Here is a 14,583-nt window from a genome sequence, read left to right as displayed (position 1 = left end):
AGGGATTCCCGATGCCCTACGCGTGAATTGCACTGCTCGATAGCAAATCCGCGGCTTGCCAGGCGTCGAAGACTGGTCGTTCGGGCATGGCCGGGCCGCATCGCTGCCGCCGCCGTCCAGTCCTCGGTCCGCGCCTTGCGACACCGCCGTGGACGATGTCCGAACCTGATGCGACATCGCCCGACGCCCCGGGTGCGCAGGTCCGCCCGGCGGATCGCATTCGCCCGGAAGCGGGCGCGCGGCCGGCCATGCCCGGCGCGACTCACGTCGCGGTCGCGAACCCGGCCACGCCGCTGCGGGCATTGGCGGCGGCCGCGAGACGTCGCTCCGGGTCGGTCGCATGGACGCGATCCCAGGCGAGCACCTTCGGCGTCATCAGCCGGTGCCAGAGCGGCGGGAGCATCGCGACGACGATCGTCGTCAGGTAGCCGCCGATCATCATCGGGGCGTCGGAAAACGGTTTGAGATCCTGATAAGGCACTTCGCCCTGCGCGTGATGATGCGAATGGCGCGTCAGGTTGAACATGGACCACGAACTGATGCGTCGATTGGTATTCCACGAGTGACGCGGCTGGACCGGCGTGCCCGGATCGCGAACGATGCCGTAGTGCTCCATGTAGTTGACGATTTCCAGCAGCGCCTTGCCCCACAGCGCGCAGAGCAGGAAGTAGACGCCCGTCCTGTATCCGCCGGCGCTCCACGCGCCCGCGAGCAGCAGCACGCTCATCAGGTGGCCGCGAATGACCGCGTTGAACGGCGTCAGCCGCCCGTGCCCGGCCCGCTTCAGGCGTTTCGCCTCGATCTTCCACGCGCTGACGTTGCCCTTGACCGTCGACACGAGGACGTGGACGTACACGTTGCGGCCGCGCGGCGCCGTGGCGGGGTCTTCGGTGGTGGACACGTAGCGATGGTGCCCGTACACGTGCTCGATCGAGAAGACCGTATCGAAGCTGAACGCGAGCAGCCAGCGGCCGATGAACATCGACATCCGGTCCCACGTGCGATGGGTCAGCTCGTGCGCGGGAATGGTGCCGATCATGCCGATCATCAGGCCGGTCAGCACGACGCCGGACACATGGTGCGCCGGGTTCGCCGCCGCGCGCGCGGCCAGCGCGTCGTATCCGGTCAGTCGTTCGATCAGCGCGCCGAATCCGAGCGGATCGGCGCCGGCCATCGACCAGACCGACGCGAACACGATCAGCGACAGCAGCGGCAGCGCCATCCAGAGCTGAAACGTCAGGATGCCGGAATGGCGCAGGACGGGCGTCGACGTGTCGTCGCCGCCTATCGCGTCGCCGACGATGTAGAACGCGAGGATCGCGACGAGGTCGATCGTGATCCACGCGCCGCCCGCGACGAACGCGACGACCGACGAGAGGCCGACCAGGTGGAACAGAAAATACTTCAGGTAGTGATGCATGGGAACGTCTCCTCCTTCGGATGGATATTGGAATTCAGGCGACTGCCTGCACATCGTGTTGCGTGGCGAACCGATCCGCGTGAATGTGCGTGCGGGCAAGGCCGCGCGCCGTCAGCAGGTCGGTGGCCGCGTCGATCATCCGGGGCGGCCCGCACAGGTAGGCATGCGCATCGGCCGGCAGGTCGCCGGCGATGCCGTCGGTGACGAGGCCGCGTGCGCCTCGCCACGACGAATCGGGCGGCTCCTCGGACAGGATCGGCAGGAAGTCGAAGCGGTCGTGCCAGCGGCGCGCGAGATCGGCAATCGTGTCGAGCGCGTACAGATCGCGCTGCGTGCGCGCGCCGAACAGCAGCGTGACCGGGCGCGCCACGCGCGCCGCCGCGCCGTCTTCCAGCAGCGCCAGTACGGGCGCGAGCCCGCTGCCGCCGGCGATCAGGAGCAGCGGAGCGGCGGCGGGGCGCATCCAGAAATCGCCGAGCGGGCCTTCGACGGTCGCGGTCGTGCCGACGAGATCGTGCGCGTGCACGTGACCGGAGAACAGGCCGCCGGGCACCCGGCGCACGAAAAACACCGCCTGCGCGTCCGGCCGCACCCGCGTCGCGAACGAGTAGCTGCGCGCCTCGCCGGGCAGGGATGCGATGGACAGCCGCGCATGCTGTCCGGCCTTGTACGGAAGCGCTTCGTCGAGCTGGATGCGCAGGCGCAGGATGTCGTGCGTCAGCCGGTCCTGGCCGGTCACGCGGCCGCCGACCGTGCGCCGCTCGCCGTTGCGGCTCATGTCGACGGCGATGCTGACGTCCGATCGCGGGACGCTCTGGCAGGCCAGGATGAAGCCCTGATCGAGGTCCTCGTCCGACAGGATGTATCCGGTTTGCGTGAGTTCCTTCACGCGGCCGTCGATCAGCCGGCACTTGCAGGTCGCACATCCGCCGACACGGCAGCTGTGCGGAAAGTCGAGGCCGTGGCGCAACGCTGCCTGCAGCAGCGTTTCCCCCGGCTGGACGGCGATGGCGCGCCCGTTGACGACGGCTGTCACAGTCTTGGGCTTTGTCAGGAACCTGAGCATGTTTCCTTCCGGTCGGCACGATTGAGGTGCGTTCATCGTAGGGAACCGGCCGCCGGTGCGGGAGTGCTCGAATTGACATCGATGGCGCATTTAAGGTCAATTGAGGTCCGTCACCCAGCGAGGATGTCCGACATGTCCGAGACGGACTTTTTCCTTCAACCGCACTACGCGCTTCAAATCTCGGACCAGGTCGTCCGGATGGGCGCACGCCTGCCCGACTGGTTCGTGCAATTGCAGCGCCCCGGCGCGAACGGCGAACTGACCGTCCAGGGCCTGTCCTTCGATGCATTCAAGCGGCTGGTGAGCGATGCCATCGCCGCGACGGGCGAGCCGGCGTTCGGGCTGCTCGTCGGGGAACGCCTGCGCGTCGGCAGTCACGGGATACTGGGTTATGCGATCACGAACAGCGTGACGCTGCGACAGGCCCTCGAACTCATCGAGCGCTTCGTGCAGGTGCGGACCACCCTCGTTTCCGCGAAGCTCGAGATCGCGGGCGAACACGCACGTCTCGCGTTCGTCGACGGTTACCCGCTCGACGCGATCCGGCAGCCGGTGATGGAAGCGATCGTGTTGACGATCAAGAACCTGCTCGACTACCTCACGCGGGGAGCGAGCCCCGCGTCATTCGTGGCGTTTCCGTTCGACGTGCCCGGCTATGCGACCCTGGCGGGGGAACTGTTCGGCTGCGACGTCCGTTACGACCTGAACTGGGCGGGCCTGGACTTCCGGGCCGGCGATCTCGACCGGCCGCTCGGCAGCAGCAACGCTTGCGCGTTGACGGAGGCGGTGCGCATCTGCCAGACCGAGCTCGCGAACCTGAGCCGGCAGCATGCGCTGCCTTCCCGGGTCCGGCGGCTGATGCTCGAGAAGGCGGGCGCGTTCCCGTCGCAACAGCTGACCGCGCAATTGCTGAACATGACGCCGCGCACGCTGCATCGGCGCCTGGCCGACGACGGGACGTCGTATCGCGAGATACTCGAGAGCGTGCGCCATACGCTGGCGGTCGAGAGCGTGCGGTCGAACAAGCTCAGTCTGCAGGAAATCGCCTTCCTGCTCGGCTACGACAGCCTCGGGAATTTCCGGCGGGCGTTCATCCGCTGGGAAGGCCGGTCGCCGTCGGAATTCCGGCGGGCCGCCAGCGGTTCGTGAGGCGTCGCGATCCGTGCCGCCGCCGCTCGCCGGAGCGCGCGAGACGGGGCGTCGCGCGGCAGGCGTGACGTCAGCCGCCCGTCACCGGCGGAAAGAACGCGACCTCGCTGTCTTCGCGCACGACGAAATCCCCGGCCACCATCTCGAGATTCACGGCTGCCCGCACGGGGCGGTCCATCCGCAACGCGTCCGCGCTGCGTGCGTCGCGCGCGGCCAGCGTGCCGCGCAGCGCGTCGACGGTAAGCTCGCGCGCATCGACCTCGACGGTTTCCTCGTCGCGTTCGAGCCGTTCGCGAATGCTTGCGAAGTATTTGATCGTCAGTTTCATTGCGATGTCTTCAATGGAATCGGCGGAATCGGAACCCGCGGAGCGGGCGCGGTCAGCCCCAGCGCCGCATTGCCTGGTCGTCGTGCGCCTTCGCCTCCACCCAGCCGGATTCGCCGTCGTGGCGAATCTCCTTCTTCCAGAACGGCGCATGGGTCTTCAGGAAGTCCATCAGGAATTCGCACGCATCGAACGCGGACCCGCGATGCGCGGCGGCGACCACGACCAGCACCACCGCCTGGCCGAGCGGAATGCGGCCGACGCGGTGCACGATCCTGACCGCTTCGAGCCGCCAGCGCGCGCTGGCTTCCTCGACGATGCTCCACAGCGCCTGTTCGGTCATCGTCGGGTAGTGCTCGACCTCCAGGGCGACGACGTCGTCGACGTCGCCTTCCTTGCGCACGACGCCGAGGAAGTTCACGACCGCGCCGACATTCGGATTGCGAACGATCGGCGCCAGCTCCGCCCCCGCGTCGATCGCGGCGTATTGCACGCGCACCTCGAAGCCGGCGGCAATCGCGGGCGGCGGCCCGGCGTGCGGCTCGGCCGCATCGGCGGGAGGCGGGTGGCTGCCGGCGTGCGGCGGTTCGTCCGGCAGCCCGGCGCGGGATTCGGTGAAGGTCGTCATGACGGGTTCTCCTGTAGGCGGTGCGTCCCGTGTCGCGCGGCGGCCGGTCAGCCGCCGACGAGCGACATGCGCACGGTCGGATAGGTCTTGCCCGGCGCGCGGGCCGGCCGTGCGGCCCGGCGCTCGGAATAGCGGTCGTCGCGTCGCGTCCAGCGCTCGCGCACGGCGGCCGCGAGCGCGTCGGTCGAGGCGGCCTCGTCGAGCCACGGCCGCAGGTCGGTGCCCTGCGTCGCGAACAGGCACGTATAGAGCTGCCCGTCGGCCGACACGCGTGCGCGCGAGCAGGTGCCGCAGAACGGGTGCGACACGCTCGCGATGAAGCCGACTTCGCCCGCGCCGTCGATGTGCGCGCAACGGATCGCGGTGGCGTCGTGCCCCGGTTCGCCGACGAGCACGAGCGGATAGTGCGCGTCGATCAGTTCGCGCATCCGCGCGGCCGGCACCACCTTGTCGCCGGACCAGAAGCTCGCGCCGCCGACGTCCATGTATTCGATGAAGCGCACGGCCACGCCCGTATGCCGGAAGTGGCGCACGAGCGGCAGGATCTGGTCCTCGTTCGCGCCTCGCTCGATCACCGCGTTGACCTTCACCGGCGCGAGCCCGACGGCCTGCGCGGCCTCGATGCCGGCCAGCACGCGCGACACGGGCACGTCGGCGTCGCTCATCCGGCGGAACGCCGCATCGTCGAGCGCGTCGAGGCTCACGGTCACGCGCGACAGCCCCGCATCGCGCAGCGCGCGCGCCTTCGCGGCGAGCAGCGAGCCGTTGGTGGTCAGCGCGATCTCGACGGGCTTGCCGTCGACGGTCGTCAGCGCGGCGAGCCGCTCGATCAGCGCCTCGAGGTTGCGGCGCAGCAGCGGCTCGCCGCCGGTGATGCGGATTTTCTCGACGCCGAGCGACGTGAATGCGCGCGCGATCTTTTCCAGCTGCGCGAACGACAGCCGCTCGGACGACGGCATGAACGCATAGTCGGCGCCGAAGTCTTCGCGCGGCATGCAGTAGCCGCAGCGGAAATTGCATTGATCGATGACGGACAGGCGCAGGTCGCGCAGCGGGCGGCCGAGCGTGTCGGACGGGCGGGGAAGGGCGCCGGGCGATGCGCCGCCGGATGGCGCGGCGGCGGTGGCCGGCGCGGCGGAAGCGATGGCATTCACGATCGGTTCGTCGGCCTGCATGGAGTAAGCGTGGCGGCGTCGCCGGCCGGCCGCGCGGTTGCCGACGGGTCGGTGCGCGGGTCGTGACGAGCGTCATCGTGAGGATAGTCCGCCGGGTTTTTCCGGCAGAGGCACAATCGCGCCCGAATCGCAGGAATACAGTTCGTCACGATCATGCGAGCCAGTGCGCGAATTCGTAGTACGGAACCGCGTCGCCGCGCGCGATCGCGCGCCCGGCCGGCAGCCGCGCGAGCCCGCTCGCCTGGACGAGCGACTGCAGCGTGCCGGCGCCTTGCTGGCGCAGCGTGTCGAGCACGGGCGCGCCGTCGGCGCCGACGGCGCAGCGCACGCGTACGAAGCGCTCGCGCTGCGCATCCGGCTCGAAGCCGGTGTCGATCGGCAGCGACGGCACGGCCGGCAGGCACGCGTCGCGACCCTGCAGGCGGCGGATCAGCGGCGCGACGAACAGCGCGAACGCGGTCATCGCGGCGCCCGGATTGCCGGGCAGCAGCACCACGGGCCGCGTGTCGAGTCGTGCGAGCGCGACCGGCTTGCCGGGTTTCATCCGCACGCCGGTCACGACGAACGATGCGCCGAGCGCGGCCAGCGCGGGGCGCAGCAGGTCCTTGTCGCCGACCGATGCGCCGCCGACGCAGATTACGAGATCGCACTGCGCGTGCAGCTCGCGCAGCGCGCGATCGACGGCCGGCGCCGTGTCGGCCGCATGCAGCCGCATGGCGACGCCGGCACCGGTTCCGGCTACCAGCGCGGCAAGCATCGGCGCATTGCTGTTGTAGATCTGCTGCGGCGCACGCGGCTCGCCGCACGCGACGAGTTCGTCGCCGGTCGTCAGGAGGCCGACGCGCAGCGCCGGGCGCACGTCGACGTGCGCGAAACCCTGGGCGGCGGCCACGCCGACGTGCATCGCGCCGAGCCGCACGCCGGCCGGCACGAGCAGGTCGCCGGCGCGCACTTCCTCGCCGCGGCGCCGGATGTGCGAGCCGCCGCGCTGCGGCGCGTCGAACGTGACCCATCCTTCCTGTTCGCGGGCGTGCTCCTGCATCACGACGGTGTCCGCGCCGGGCGGAATCAGGCTGCCGGTGAAGATGCGCGCGGCCGTGCGGGCGGCCAGCGGCGCCGGAACGTCGCCCGCGTAGCAGCGCTGCGCGACGCGCAGCGGCTCGCCGTGCGCGAGATCCGCGTGACGCACCGCATAGCCGTCCATCGCGCTCTGGTCGGCCGGCGGCTGGTCGAGCACGGCGGTCAGCGGTGCGGCCAGCACGTGGCCGGCCGCGTCGGCGACCGGCAGGGCGGCGCAGGCGGAAAGCGGCGCGAATGCGCCGGCGAACTGCCGCTGCGCCGTATCGAAATCGGACAGGTGTTTCATGACGAGAGGGCCGGTTGCGCCGGCGCCGGTTGGTCGGGGTGAAGGGCGTCGGGCGACACGTATTCGACGAAGCCGTCGTTGCGGCAGAAGCCGAGCAGACGCACGCCGGCTTCGCGGGCGACATCGATCGCGAGCGACGTGGGTGCGGAGATCGTCGCGATCATCGGGATGCCGACCCGCGCGGCCTTGCGCACCAGCTCGTAGCTCGCGCGGCTCGACAGGAACACGAAGCCGGCGCGCAGGTCGGCGCGGCGCCGCGCCAGATGCCCGATCAGCTTGTCGAGCGCGTTATGGCGGCCGACGTCCTCGAACACGTCGAGCACGGCGCCGTCGCGGTCGCACCACGCGGCCGCGTGGATGCCGCCCGTCTCGCGCATCAGCGTCTGGCGGGCCGGCAATGCGCGGGCGGCGCGGGCGACCGCGTCGGCGCCGATGCCGGCCGCGGCGCCCGCGGCGGCGATGCGCGGCGGATGCAGGTCGAGCTGCGCGATGCTTTCGATTCCGCACACGCCGCAGCCCGTGCGGCCGGCCAGCGCGCGCCGGTGCGCCTTCAGCGCCATGAACGCCTGCTGCGCCACGGTGAGCCGCACCTCGGCGCTGCCGGGCCGGCATTCGCTTTCGATGTCGAATACGTCGGACGCGCGCTCGACGATGCCCTCGCTCAGCGCGAAGCCGAGGCCGAACGCGTCGAGGTCGATCGGCGTCGCCATCATGACCGTGTGCGAAATGCCGTTGAACACGAGTGCAACCGGCGTCTCGTCGACGACGCGGTCGACGGTGTCGCGCGCGTCGCCGGCACGGTGACGTATCACGCGGCACGCGGTGCTGCCGGTCGGCTCGTCGCGACGGGTGCAGGGCTCCATGCTTGTTTTCTCCAGACGGATCGGCCGGCGGTGCGGCCGGGCTCGGCGCGTGCGCCGAACGACGGGCATCGAGGCTGCCGGGCGGGCGCCGGAACGGCGCGCTACCGCCACGGGCAGGCGTTGCATAACATGTTAAGTGGAGTGAACAGCGGGCCGGATACACAGCCTTGCAGTGTGGAAAGCAGTACAGCTGACCGTCGAGCGGGCACGAAATGTGTTTTCCGTACACACATCTCCGGCCCCGGAGGCAGCACAGTTTCGACGCGCGCCGGCATGATTGCGAGTATCGTTGCAAACGCGATATCGTCATTCACGCTTCGACGCCATGCGAGTGACCGTTTGTGTTCGCATGTGTTGTCGCCAAGCCGTCGCACGATTTCCTGCTTCGGGCGGACGTCCTCACAACCACGAGCAAATTACGGTCATGGAAATCTTCGATGCGTTCCATCTCGCACGATTGCAATTCGCGTTCACGGTGTCGTTCCACATCGTGTTTCCCGCGATCAGCATCGGTATGGCGAGCTTCCTGGCGGTGCTGGAATGGCGCTATCTCGTCACCGGCGATGCCGCTTACAAATCCATGTTCCAGTTCTGGTCGAAGATCTTCGCGATCGGCTTCGGAATGGGCGTGGTCTCCGGCGTCGTGATGGCGTACGAGTTCGGCACCAACTGGGCCGGCTTCTCGCGCATCGCGGGCAACGTCACGGGCCCGCTGCTCACCTATGAGGTGCTGACGGCGTTCTTCCTCGAAGCCGGCTTCCTCGGCGTGATGCTGTTCGGCTGGCAGCGCGTGAGCCCGCGCGCGCACTTCTTCGCGACGCTGATGGTCGCGGTCGGCACGCTGATCTCGACCTTCTGGATTCTCGCGTCGAACAGCTTCATGCAGACGCCGCAGGGCTACAAGATCGAGAACGGCCTCGTCGTGCCGGTCGACTGGTTCAAGATCGTCTTCAACCCGTCGTTCCCGTACCGCCTCGTGCACATGACGATCGCGGCCTTCATCGTCGCCGGATTCATCGTCGCCGCTTGCGGTGCGTGGCACCTGCTGAAGGGGCGGCGCGACGAGCCGGTCAAGCGCAGCTTCTCGATGGCGCTGTGGATGCTGCTGGTGCTCGCGCCGATCCAGATCCTCGCCGGCGATGCGCACGGCCTGAACACGCGCCAGTACCAGCCGGCGAAGATCGCGGCGATCGAGGGGCTGTGGGAAACCGAGAAGGGCGGCACCGCGCTGAACCTCGTCGGTCTGCCCGACATGCAGGCCGAGACCACGCGCTATGCGATCCAGTTGCCGCACCTCGGCAGCCTGATCCTCACGCACAGCTGGGACGGCGAGATTCGCGGCCTGAAGGAATTCGCGCCGCAGGACCGCCCGTATTCGCCGATCATCTTCTGGACCTTCCGGATCATGGCCGGCCTCGGGATGCTGATGCTGCTCACCGCGTTGCTCGGGCTGCTGCTGAGAAAGGGCGGGCGCCTGTATGAAACGCGCTGGTTCCAGTGGCTCGTGGTCGGCATGGGGCCGTCGGGCATCGTCGCGCTGCTGGCCGGCTGGATCACGACCGAGGTCGGGCGGCAGCCGTGGACCGTGTACGGCGTGCTGCGCACCGTCGATTCGGTCGCGCCGCTCAGCGCGCAGCAGGTGGGCGTGTCGCTGCTGATCTTCGTGGTCGTGTACTTCCTGGTGTTCGGAACGGGTATCTATTACATGTTGAAACTGATGAAGCGCGGGCCGGCCGCCCAGGCCGGATACATCGAGCTGCACCGGCATCCGGGGCTGCGCAAGAGCGCGCTGTCCACGCCGCTGAACGTGACCGAGGCGGAGTAAGTCATGCAAATCGATCTTCCTGTCGTATGGGCCGCGATCATCGGCCTCGGCGTATTCATCTACGTGATGCTGGACGGCTTCGATCTCGGCATCGGGCTGCTGTTTCCGTTCTTCGACGCGAAAGCCGAGCGCCAGGTGATGCTCGACACCGTCGCGCCGGTGTGGGACGGCAACGAGACCTTCCTGGTGCTCGGCGGCGCGGGCCTGTACGGCGCGTTCCCGGTGGTGTATTCGACGCTGCTGCCCGCGAACTACCTGCCGCTCGTGCTGATGCTGGTCGGCCTGATCTTCCGCGGTGCCGCGTTCGAACTGCGCGCGAAGGCCACCCGCACGCAGCACATGTGGGATCTCGCGTTCATCGGCGGTTCCGCGCTCGCGGCGTTCTGCCAGGGGATCGTGCTCGGTTCGCTGCTGCAGGGCATCAAGGTCGTGAACAACCAGTTCGCGGGCGGCCCGTTCGACTGGCTGTCGCCGTTCAGCCTGCTGTGCGGGATCGGCGTGCTCGTCACCTACGCGACGCTCGGCTGCGGCTGGCTGATCCTGAAGGTGGACGGCGAGCTGCAGCGCAAGATGCGGCTGCTGATGAAACCGCTCGCGGGCGTGCTGCTCGCGGTGATGGGCGTGGTGAGCCTGTGGACCGTGATCGGGCTGCCGGCCGTCGCGCACCGCTGGTTCGGCAGCGGCGACCTCGGCTGGTTCCTGCCGGTGCCGGTGCTCGTCGTCGCGTGCGTGTGGGGCATCTTCCACACCGTGAAGCGCGAGCACGAGGCCACGCCGTTCCTGCTGACGCTCGCGCTGGTGTTCCTCGGCTATACGGGGCTCGTGATCAGCATCTGGCCGAACATCGTGCCGCCGTCGCTGACGATCTGGGACGCATCGTCGAGCCATTCGAGCCAGCTGTTCGCGCTCGTCGGCACGGTGATCGTGCTGCCGATCATCCTCGTGTACAACGCGATGCAGTACCGCGTGTTCCGCGGCAAGGTGCGCGAGGGCGACATCGGCTATCACTGAGCGACAGGCGATGTGACGGGGCGCGGCGTGCGCGGGCGTATCATCACGCGCAGCGCGCTTGCGGCACGGCACCCGTCCGACAGCGGCCCGCCACGTGCGGGCCGTTGCGCATCGGGCGCCGGCGCGCCGTCCGGCGCATTTCCTTGGCAGTCGAGAAAACATCATGATCGTCAGACCGCGACAAAACTGGCTCAGGATGCTGTTCGTGTGGAACGGCTCCGTGCTGCAATCGATCATTCCGCAGCTCGTGTTCATGGCGATCGTCAGCACGCTGGCGGTCTTCACGAACGGACGCATCTTCGGCGAGAAGATTCCGCTCAACACCGCGCCGTTCACGCTGTTCGGGCTGGCGCTCGCGATCTTCCTCGCGTTTCGCAACAACGCGAGCTTCGAGCGCTTCAAGGAGGCGCGGCACCTGTGGGGCAACCTGCTGATCGCCGCGCGCACCTTGACGTCGCAACTGAACCGCTATCTGCCCGACAGCGTCGGCGACGCGGAGCGCAACCGGCTCGCCGATCTCCTGATCGCGTTCACGTATGCGCTGAAGCACCAGCTGCGCCATACCGATCCGGCCGAGGATCTGCAGCGCATCCTGGGGGCGGAGCGCGCGGCCGCACTCGCGCGCAAATGCTTCAAGCCCGTCGCGATCCTCGACGAGCTGCGCGGCGGCATCGTCCGTGCGCTGGGTCGCGCGCCCGGCAGCGAGGCGACCTGCTGGATGTTCGACGCGCAGCTGGACGAGCTCGGCAAGGCGGTGGGCGGCTGCGAGCGCATCCTGTCGACGCCGATCCCGTTCTCGTACAGCGTGCTGCTGCACCGTACCGTGTACGCGTATTGCGTGCTGCTGCCGTTCGGCCTGGTCGATTCGACGGAGTTCTTCACGCCGCTGATCTGCGTGTTCATCGCGTACACGCTGATCGCGCTGGAAGCGATCGCGAACGAGGTGGCCGAGCCGTTCGGCCTCGCGCCGAACGCACTGGCGCTCGATGCGATCACGCGGACGGTCGAGCGCTCGGTGCTCGAACTCGGCGACCGCCCGATACCCGAGGAATTCGTGGCGGCGTCGACGTACCAGATCACGTAGGCGGGCGGGAAACGGGTGGATTGCGGCGGGCGCTAGAATGGCACGTGCCCGTTTCTGCCGGTTTCCCGGATCGTTCGCCATGACCCTCGTCGATACCTATCTTGCCGGCCTGCGCGTGGCATTGCCCGACGCCGACAACGCCGCGCTCGCCGTCGCCACCGGCGCGACGCCCGCGCAGCTCGACGCACTGCGCGCGACGTATCCGGCGTGCCCGGCCAGCCTGCTGGAACTGCTCGGCAAGCTCGACGGCACCTACTGGCGCGACTACGGCGACACGACCGTCACCGTGCTGGTGCTGGGCTCCGACGTCTACGAATACCCTTACTACCTGCTGTCCGCCGGGCAGGTACTCGAAGAAGGCGCGAAGTACCGCGACAGCATCGCGGACATCTACGGCGAAGACGCGAACGACGACGGCAACCTCGTCGATCCGCGCATCGACGTCGCGCTGCCCATGAGCCGCCGCCTGTGCTTCTCGCATTGCATGAACAACGGCGGCACGTCGCAGCTCTACGTCGATTTCGATCCGGCGCCGGGCGGCAAGGTCGGGCAGGTCGTGCGCTTCCTGCACGATCCCGACAGCTACGCGGTGATCGCGGACGATTTCGACGGCTACCTGCGCCAGCAGATCGACGGCGGTTACGCGTTTGTCATCGACGAAGACGAAGATGAAGATGCAGTGTAGCGAGAGGTGGGGCGGTTTGCCGGCGCGGACCGTTCGGCGTGGCCGGGTGGAGGTCGTTCACCGGCTGCCGGTTCAGGAGTGTGAGCGATGCGCATCTACGTGACGAGCCTCTTCGTCGACGACCAGGACAAGGCGTTGGCGTTCTATACCGACACGCTCGGGTTCAGGCTGAAGAACAACGTGCCGGTGGGCGAGTACCGCTGGCTGACCGTGGTGTCGAAAGACCAGCCCGACGGCACCGAGCTGCTGCTCGAGCCGGGCACCCATCGCGCGGTCGGGCCGTACCGGCAGGCGCTGTACGAGGACGGCATTCCGGCGGCGTCGTTCCAGGTCGACGATCTCGTCGCGGAGTCCGCGCGGCTCAAGGCGCTCGGGGTCCGCTTCATGCTGGAGCCGATGGACGCGGGGCCCGTACGCGTCGCGATCGTCGACGACACGTGCGGGAACCTGATTCAGCTGATGCAGATGAAGTGACGTGAAGCGACGCGCGGTGCGGGCCGCCCGGCCGCGGCCCGTTCATGCGTTCGCGTTGCGGCGCCGCTCAATCGAAGTAGTTCAGCCCCATCGCGCCCTTCACCTCCGCGAGCGTCGCACCCGCCACATCCCGCGCGTGCATCGTGCCGCGCTTCAGGATCGCCATCACCTCGGCCTTGTCGGTCTCGAACTCGCGGCGGCGCGTGCGGATCGGCTCGATCAGCGCCTGCAGCCGCTCGTTCAGCACGCGCTTGACGACGCTGTCGCCGAGCCCGCCGCGGCGATAGTGGGCCTTCAGCTCGTCGACCTTCGCGACGTCGGGCTCGAACGCATCGAGGAACGTGAACACGACGTTGCCTTCGACCTGGCCGGGATCGCTCACGCGCAGATGGTTCGGGTCGGTGTACATGTCCTTCACGGCCTGCGCGATCTCGTCCGGCGTCGAGCCGAGCGTGATCGCGTTGCCGAGCGACTTGCTCATCTTCGCCTTGCCGTCGATGCCCGGCAGCCGCGTGACCGACGACAGCACGGCCTCGCATTCGACCAGAACCGGCTGCTCGACGGTCGCGTTGAAGCGGCGCACGAGTTCGTTGGTCTGCTCGATCATCGGCAACTGGTCGTCGCCGACCGGCACGTGGGTCGCCTTGAACGCGGTGATGTCGGCCGCCTGGCTCACCGGGTAGGTCAGGAAGCCGGCCGGGATGTCGCGCTCGAAACCGCGCAGGCGGATCTCTTCCTTGATGGTCGGATTGCGTTCGAGGCGCGCGACCGTCACGAGGTTGAGCAGGTATTGCGACAGCTCGGCAAGCTCGGGCACTTGCGACTGCACGACGATCGTCGAGATGGCCGGATCGATGCCGACGGCGAGATAGTCGAGCGCGACCTCGATCACGTTGTCGGTGACGCGCTGGCGGCGGCCCATGTTGTCGGTCAAAGCCTGCGTGTCGGCGAGCAGCAGGAACTGCGTCGCTTCGTGCTGCATCTGCACGCGCGCGCGCAGCGAGCCGATGTAGTGGCCGAGGTGCAGCGGGCCGGTCGTGCGGTCGCCGGTAAGGATGATCGGTCGGGACGGTTGGGTCATGGTGGTCGTTGTTACGGGTTATCGAGACCGCCAGCCATGATGTCGGCCCAGAAACACGAATGCCGCCATCGCTGGCGGCATCACGTTCGGGACATGCAAAAGGAAACGGGCCGCCTGGGTCAGGCGCGCCACCAGCAATGCACGTTCGGCGAGGCGGGTCGGGTTTCCATCGCGCAAGTATAGCGCAGTGCGGGGCCGGACGCGCCGCGTCAGCGCAAGACCGACTCCATCGCGAGGCAGGCGGTTTCGGCGGACGGCCACAGCAGGTACAGCAGGCCGGCCATCAGCAGCAACGCGCCGGCGCGTACCAGCGGCGTGCGGTCCTTGTCGCGCGGGGGGCGCAGGGGCGGCTTCAGTTTCTTCATGCTTGCTGGCGCGCGAGGCGCCACTCCAACGGTTGCTGCAACGGGTCGGGTGGGGCGGCGCCGGGG

The 14,583-nt window shown here is 68.5% G+C and carries 15 protein-coding genes; 6 read left to right on the top strand and 9 right to left on the bottom strand.

Annotated elements, in window-relative coordinates; all coding sequences use genetic code 11:
* Window positions 1–262: 262 nt before the first annotated feature.
* Window positions 263–1,420, bottom strand: coding sequence for an alkane 1-monooxygenase (locus GQ56_RS0134555; protein WP_031402993.1), 1,158 nt, complete (start codon window positions 1,418–1,420; stop codon window positions 263–265).
* 34 nt (window positions 1,421–1,454) lie between these two features.
* A complete protein-coding gene (locus GQ56_RS0134550; protein ID WP_031402992.1) occupies window positions 1,455–2,486 on the bottom strand; it encodes a 2Fe-2S iron-sulfur cluster-binding protein in 1,032 nt (343 codons plus the stop codon).
* 132 nt (window positions 2,487–2,618) lie between these two features.
* Between GQ56_RS0134550 and GQ56_RS0134545 the strand changes: the two genes are divergently transcribed.
* Window positions 2,619–3,635, top strand: coding sequence for an AraC family transcriptional regulator (locus GQ56_RS0134545; protein WP_031402991.1), 1,017 nt, complete (start codon window positions 2,619–2,621; stop codon window positions 3,633–3,635).
* Between the two features lie 70 nt (window positions 3,636–3,705).
* Here GQ56_RS0134545 and moaD read toward each other — a convergent pair whose 3' ends face one another.
* From moaD to fdhD, 5 genes are all read right to left on the bottom strand, one after another.
* Window positions 3,706–3,963 carry a molybdopterin converting factor subunit 1 gene (moaD, locus tag GQ56_RS0134540; protein WP_031402990.1) on the bottom strand — a complete coding sequence of 86 codons (258 nt, stop codon included), beginning with the start codon at window positions 3,961–3,963 and terminating at the stop codon, window positions 3,706–3,708.
* A gap of 52 nt (window positions 3,964–4,015) precedes the next feature.
* A complete protein-coding gene (locus tag GQ56_RS0134535) occupies window positions 4,016–4,588 on the bottom strand; it encodes a molybdenum cofactor biosynthesis protein MoaE (RefSeq protein WP_031402989.1) in 573 nt (190 codons plus the stop codon).
* Between the two features lie 47 nt (window positions 4,589–4,635).
* Window positions 4,636–5,763 carry a GTP 3',8-cyclase MoaA gene (moaA, locus tag GQ56_RS0134530; RefSeq protein ID WP_031402988.1) on the bottom strand — a complete coding sequence of 376 codons (1,128 nt, stop codon included), beginning with the start codon at window positions 5,761–5,763 and terminating at the stop codon, window positions 4,636–4,638.
* A 151-nt stretch (window positions 5,764–5,914) separates the two neighbouring features.
* A complete protein-coding gene (locus tag GQ56_RS0134525; protein ID WP_031402987.1) occupies window positions 5,915–7,129 on the bottom strand; it encodes a molybdopterin molybdotransferase MoeA in 1,215 nt (404 codons plus the stop codon).
* The gene (gene fdhD, locus GQ56_RS0134520; RefSeq protein WP_031402986.1) at window positions 7,126–7,992 is read right to left on the bottom strand and encodes a formate dehydrogenase accessory sulfurtransferase FdhD; all 867 of its coding nucleotides are present in this window, start codon (window positions 7,990–7,992) and stop codon (window positions 7,126–7,128) included. The genes GQ56_RS0134525 and fdhD overlap by 4 nt, the downstream gene beginning before the upstream one ends.
* Window positions 7,993–8,416: 424 nt before the next feature.
* On the opposite strand from fdhD, the gene GQ56_RS0134515 reads away from it, so the two are divergent.
* The 5 genes from GQ56_RS0134515 to GQ56_RS0134495 all read left to right on the top strand — a co-directional run bounded on the left by GQ56_RS0134515 (window position 8,417) and on the right by GQ56_RS0134495 (window position 13,071).
* Window positions 8,417–9,817: a cytochrome ubiquinol oxidase subunit I gene (locus GQ56_RS0134515; protein ID WP_031402985.1), complete on the top strand. Its 1,401-nt coding sequence runs from the start codon at window positions 8,417–8,419 to the stop codon at window positions 9,815–9,817.
* 3 nt (window positions 9,818–9,820) lie between these two features.
* Window positions 9,821–10,828, top strand: a complete 1,008-nt coding sequence (gene cydB / locus GQ56_RS0134510; RefSeq protein ID WP_031402984.1) for a cytochrome d ubiquinol oxidase subunit II — start codon at window positions 9,821–9,823, stop codon at window positions 10,826–10,828.
* Between the two features lie 163 nt (window positions 10,829–10,991).
* Window positions 10,992–11,912, top strand: a complete 921-nt coding sequence (locus tag GQ56_RS0134505; protein ID WP_031402983.1) for a bestrophin family protein — start codon at window positions 10,992–10,994, stop codon at window positions 11,910–11,912.
* 79 nt (window positions 11,913–11,991) lie between these two features.
* Window positions 11,992–12,597, top strand: coding sequence for an SMI1/KNR4 family protein (locus tag GQ56_RS0134500; protein WP_031402982.1), 606 nt, complete (start codon window positions 11,992–11,994; stop codon window positions 12,595–12,597).
* 87 nt (window positions 12,598–12,684) lie between these two features.
* On the top strand, window positions 12,685–13,071 hold the full coding sequence (locus tag GQ56_RS0134495; protein ID WP_031402981.1) for a VOC family protein: 387 nt from the start codon (window positions 12,685–12,687) through the stop codon (window positions 13,069–13,071).
* Window positions 13,072–13,138: 67 nt separating this feature from the next.
* Here GQ56_RS0134495 and trpS read toward each other — a convergent pair whose 3' ends face one another.
* Window positions 13,139–14,152 carry a tryptophan--tRNA ligase gene (gene trpS, locus GQ56_RS0134490; protein WP_031402980.1) on the bottom strand — a complete coding sequence of 338 codons (1,014 nt, stop codon included), beginning with the start codon at window positions 14,150–14,152 and terminating at the stop codon, window positions 13,139–13,141.
* Between the two features lie 209 nt (window positions 14,153–14,361).
* A complete protein-coding gene (locus GQ56_RS46145; protein WP_162836116.1) occupies window positions 14,362–14,517 on the bottom strand; it encodes a hypothetical protein in 156 nt (51 codons plus the stop codon).
* Window positions 14,518–14,583 lie beyond the last annotated feature (66 nt).

Origin of the sequence: Burkholderia paludis (assembly GCF_000732615.1) — a bacterium.
Taxonomy (GTDB): Bacteria; Pseudomonadota; Gammaproteobacteria; order Burkholderiales; family Burkholderiaceae; genus Burkholderia; species Burkholderia paludis.
The sequence above is the reverse complement of the archived record's forward strand: the minus strand, read 5'-3'. Positions and strand labels throughout refer to the sequence as shown.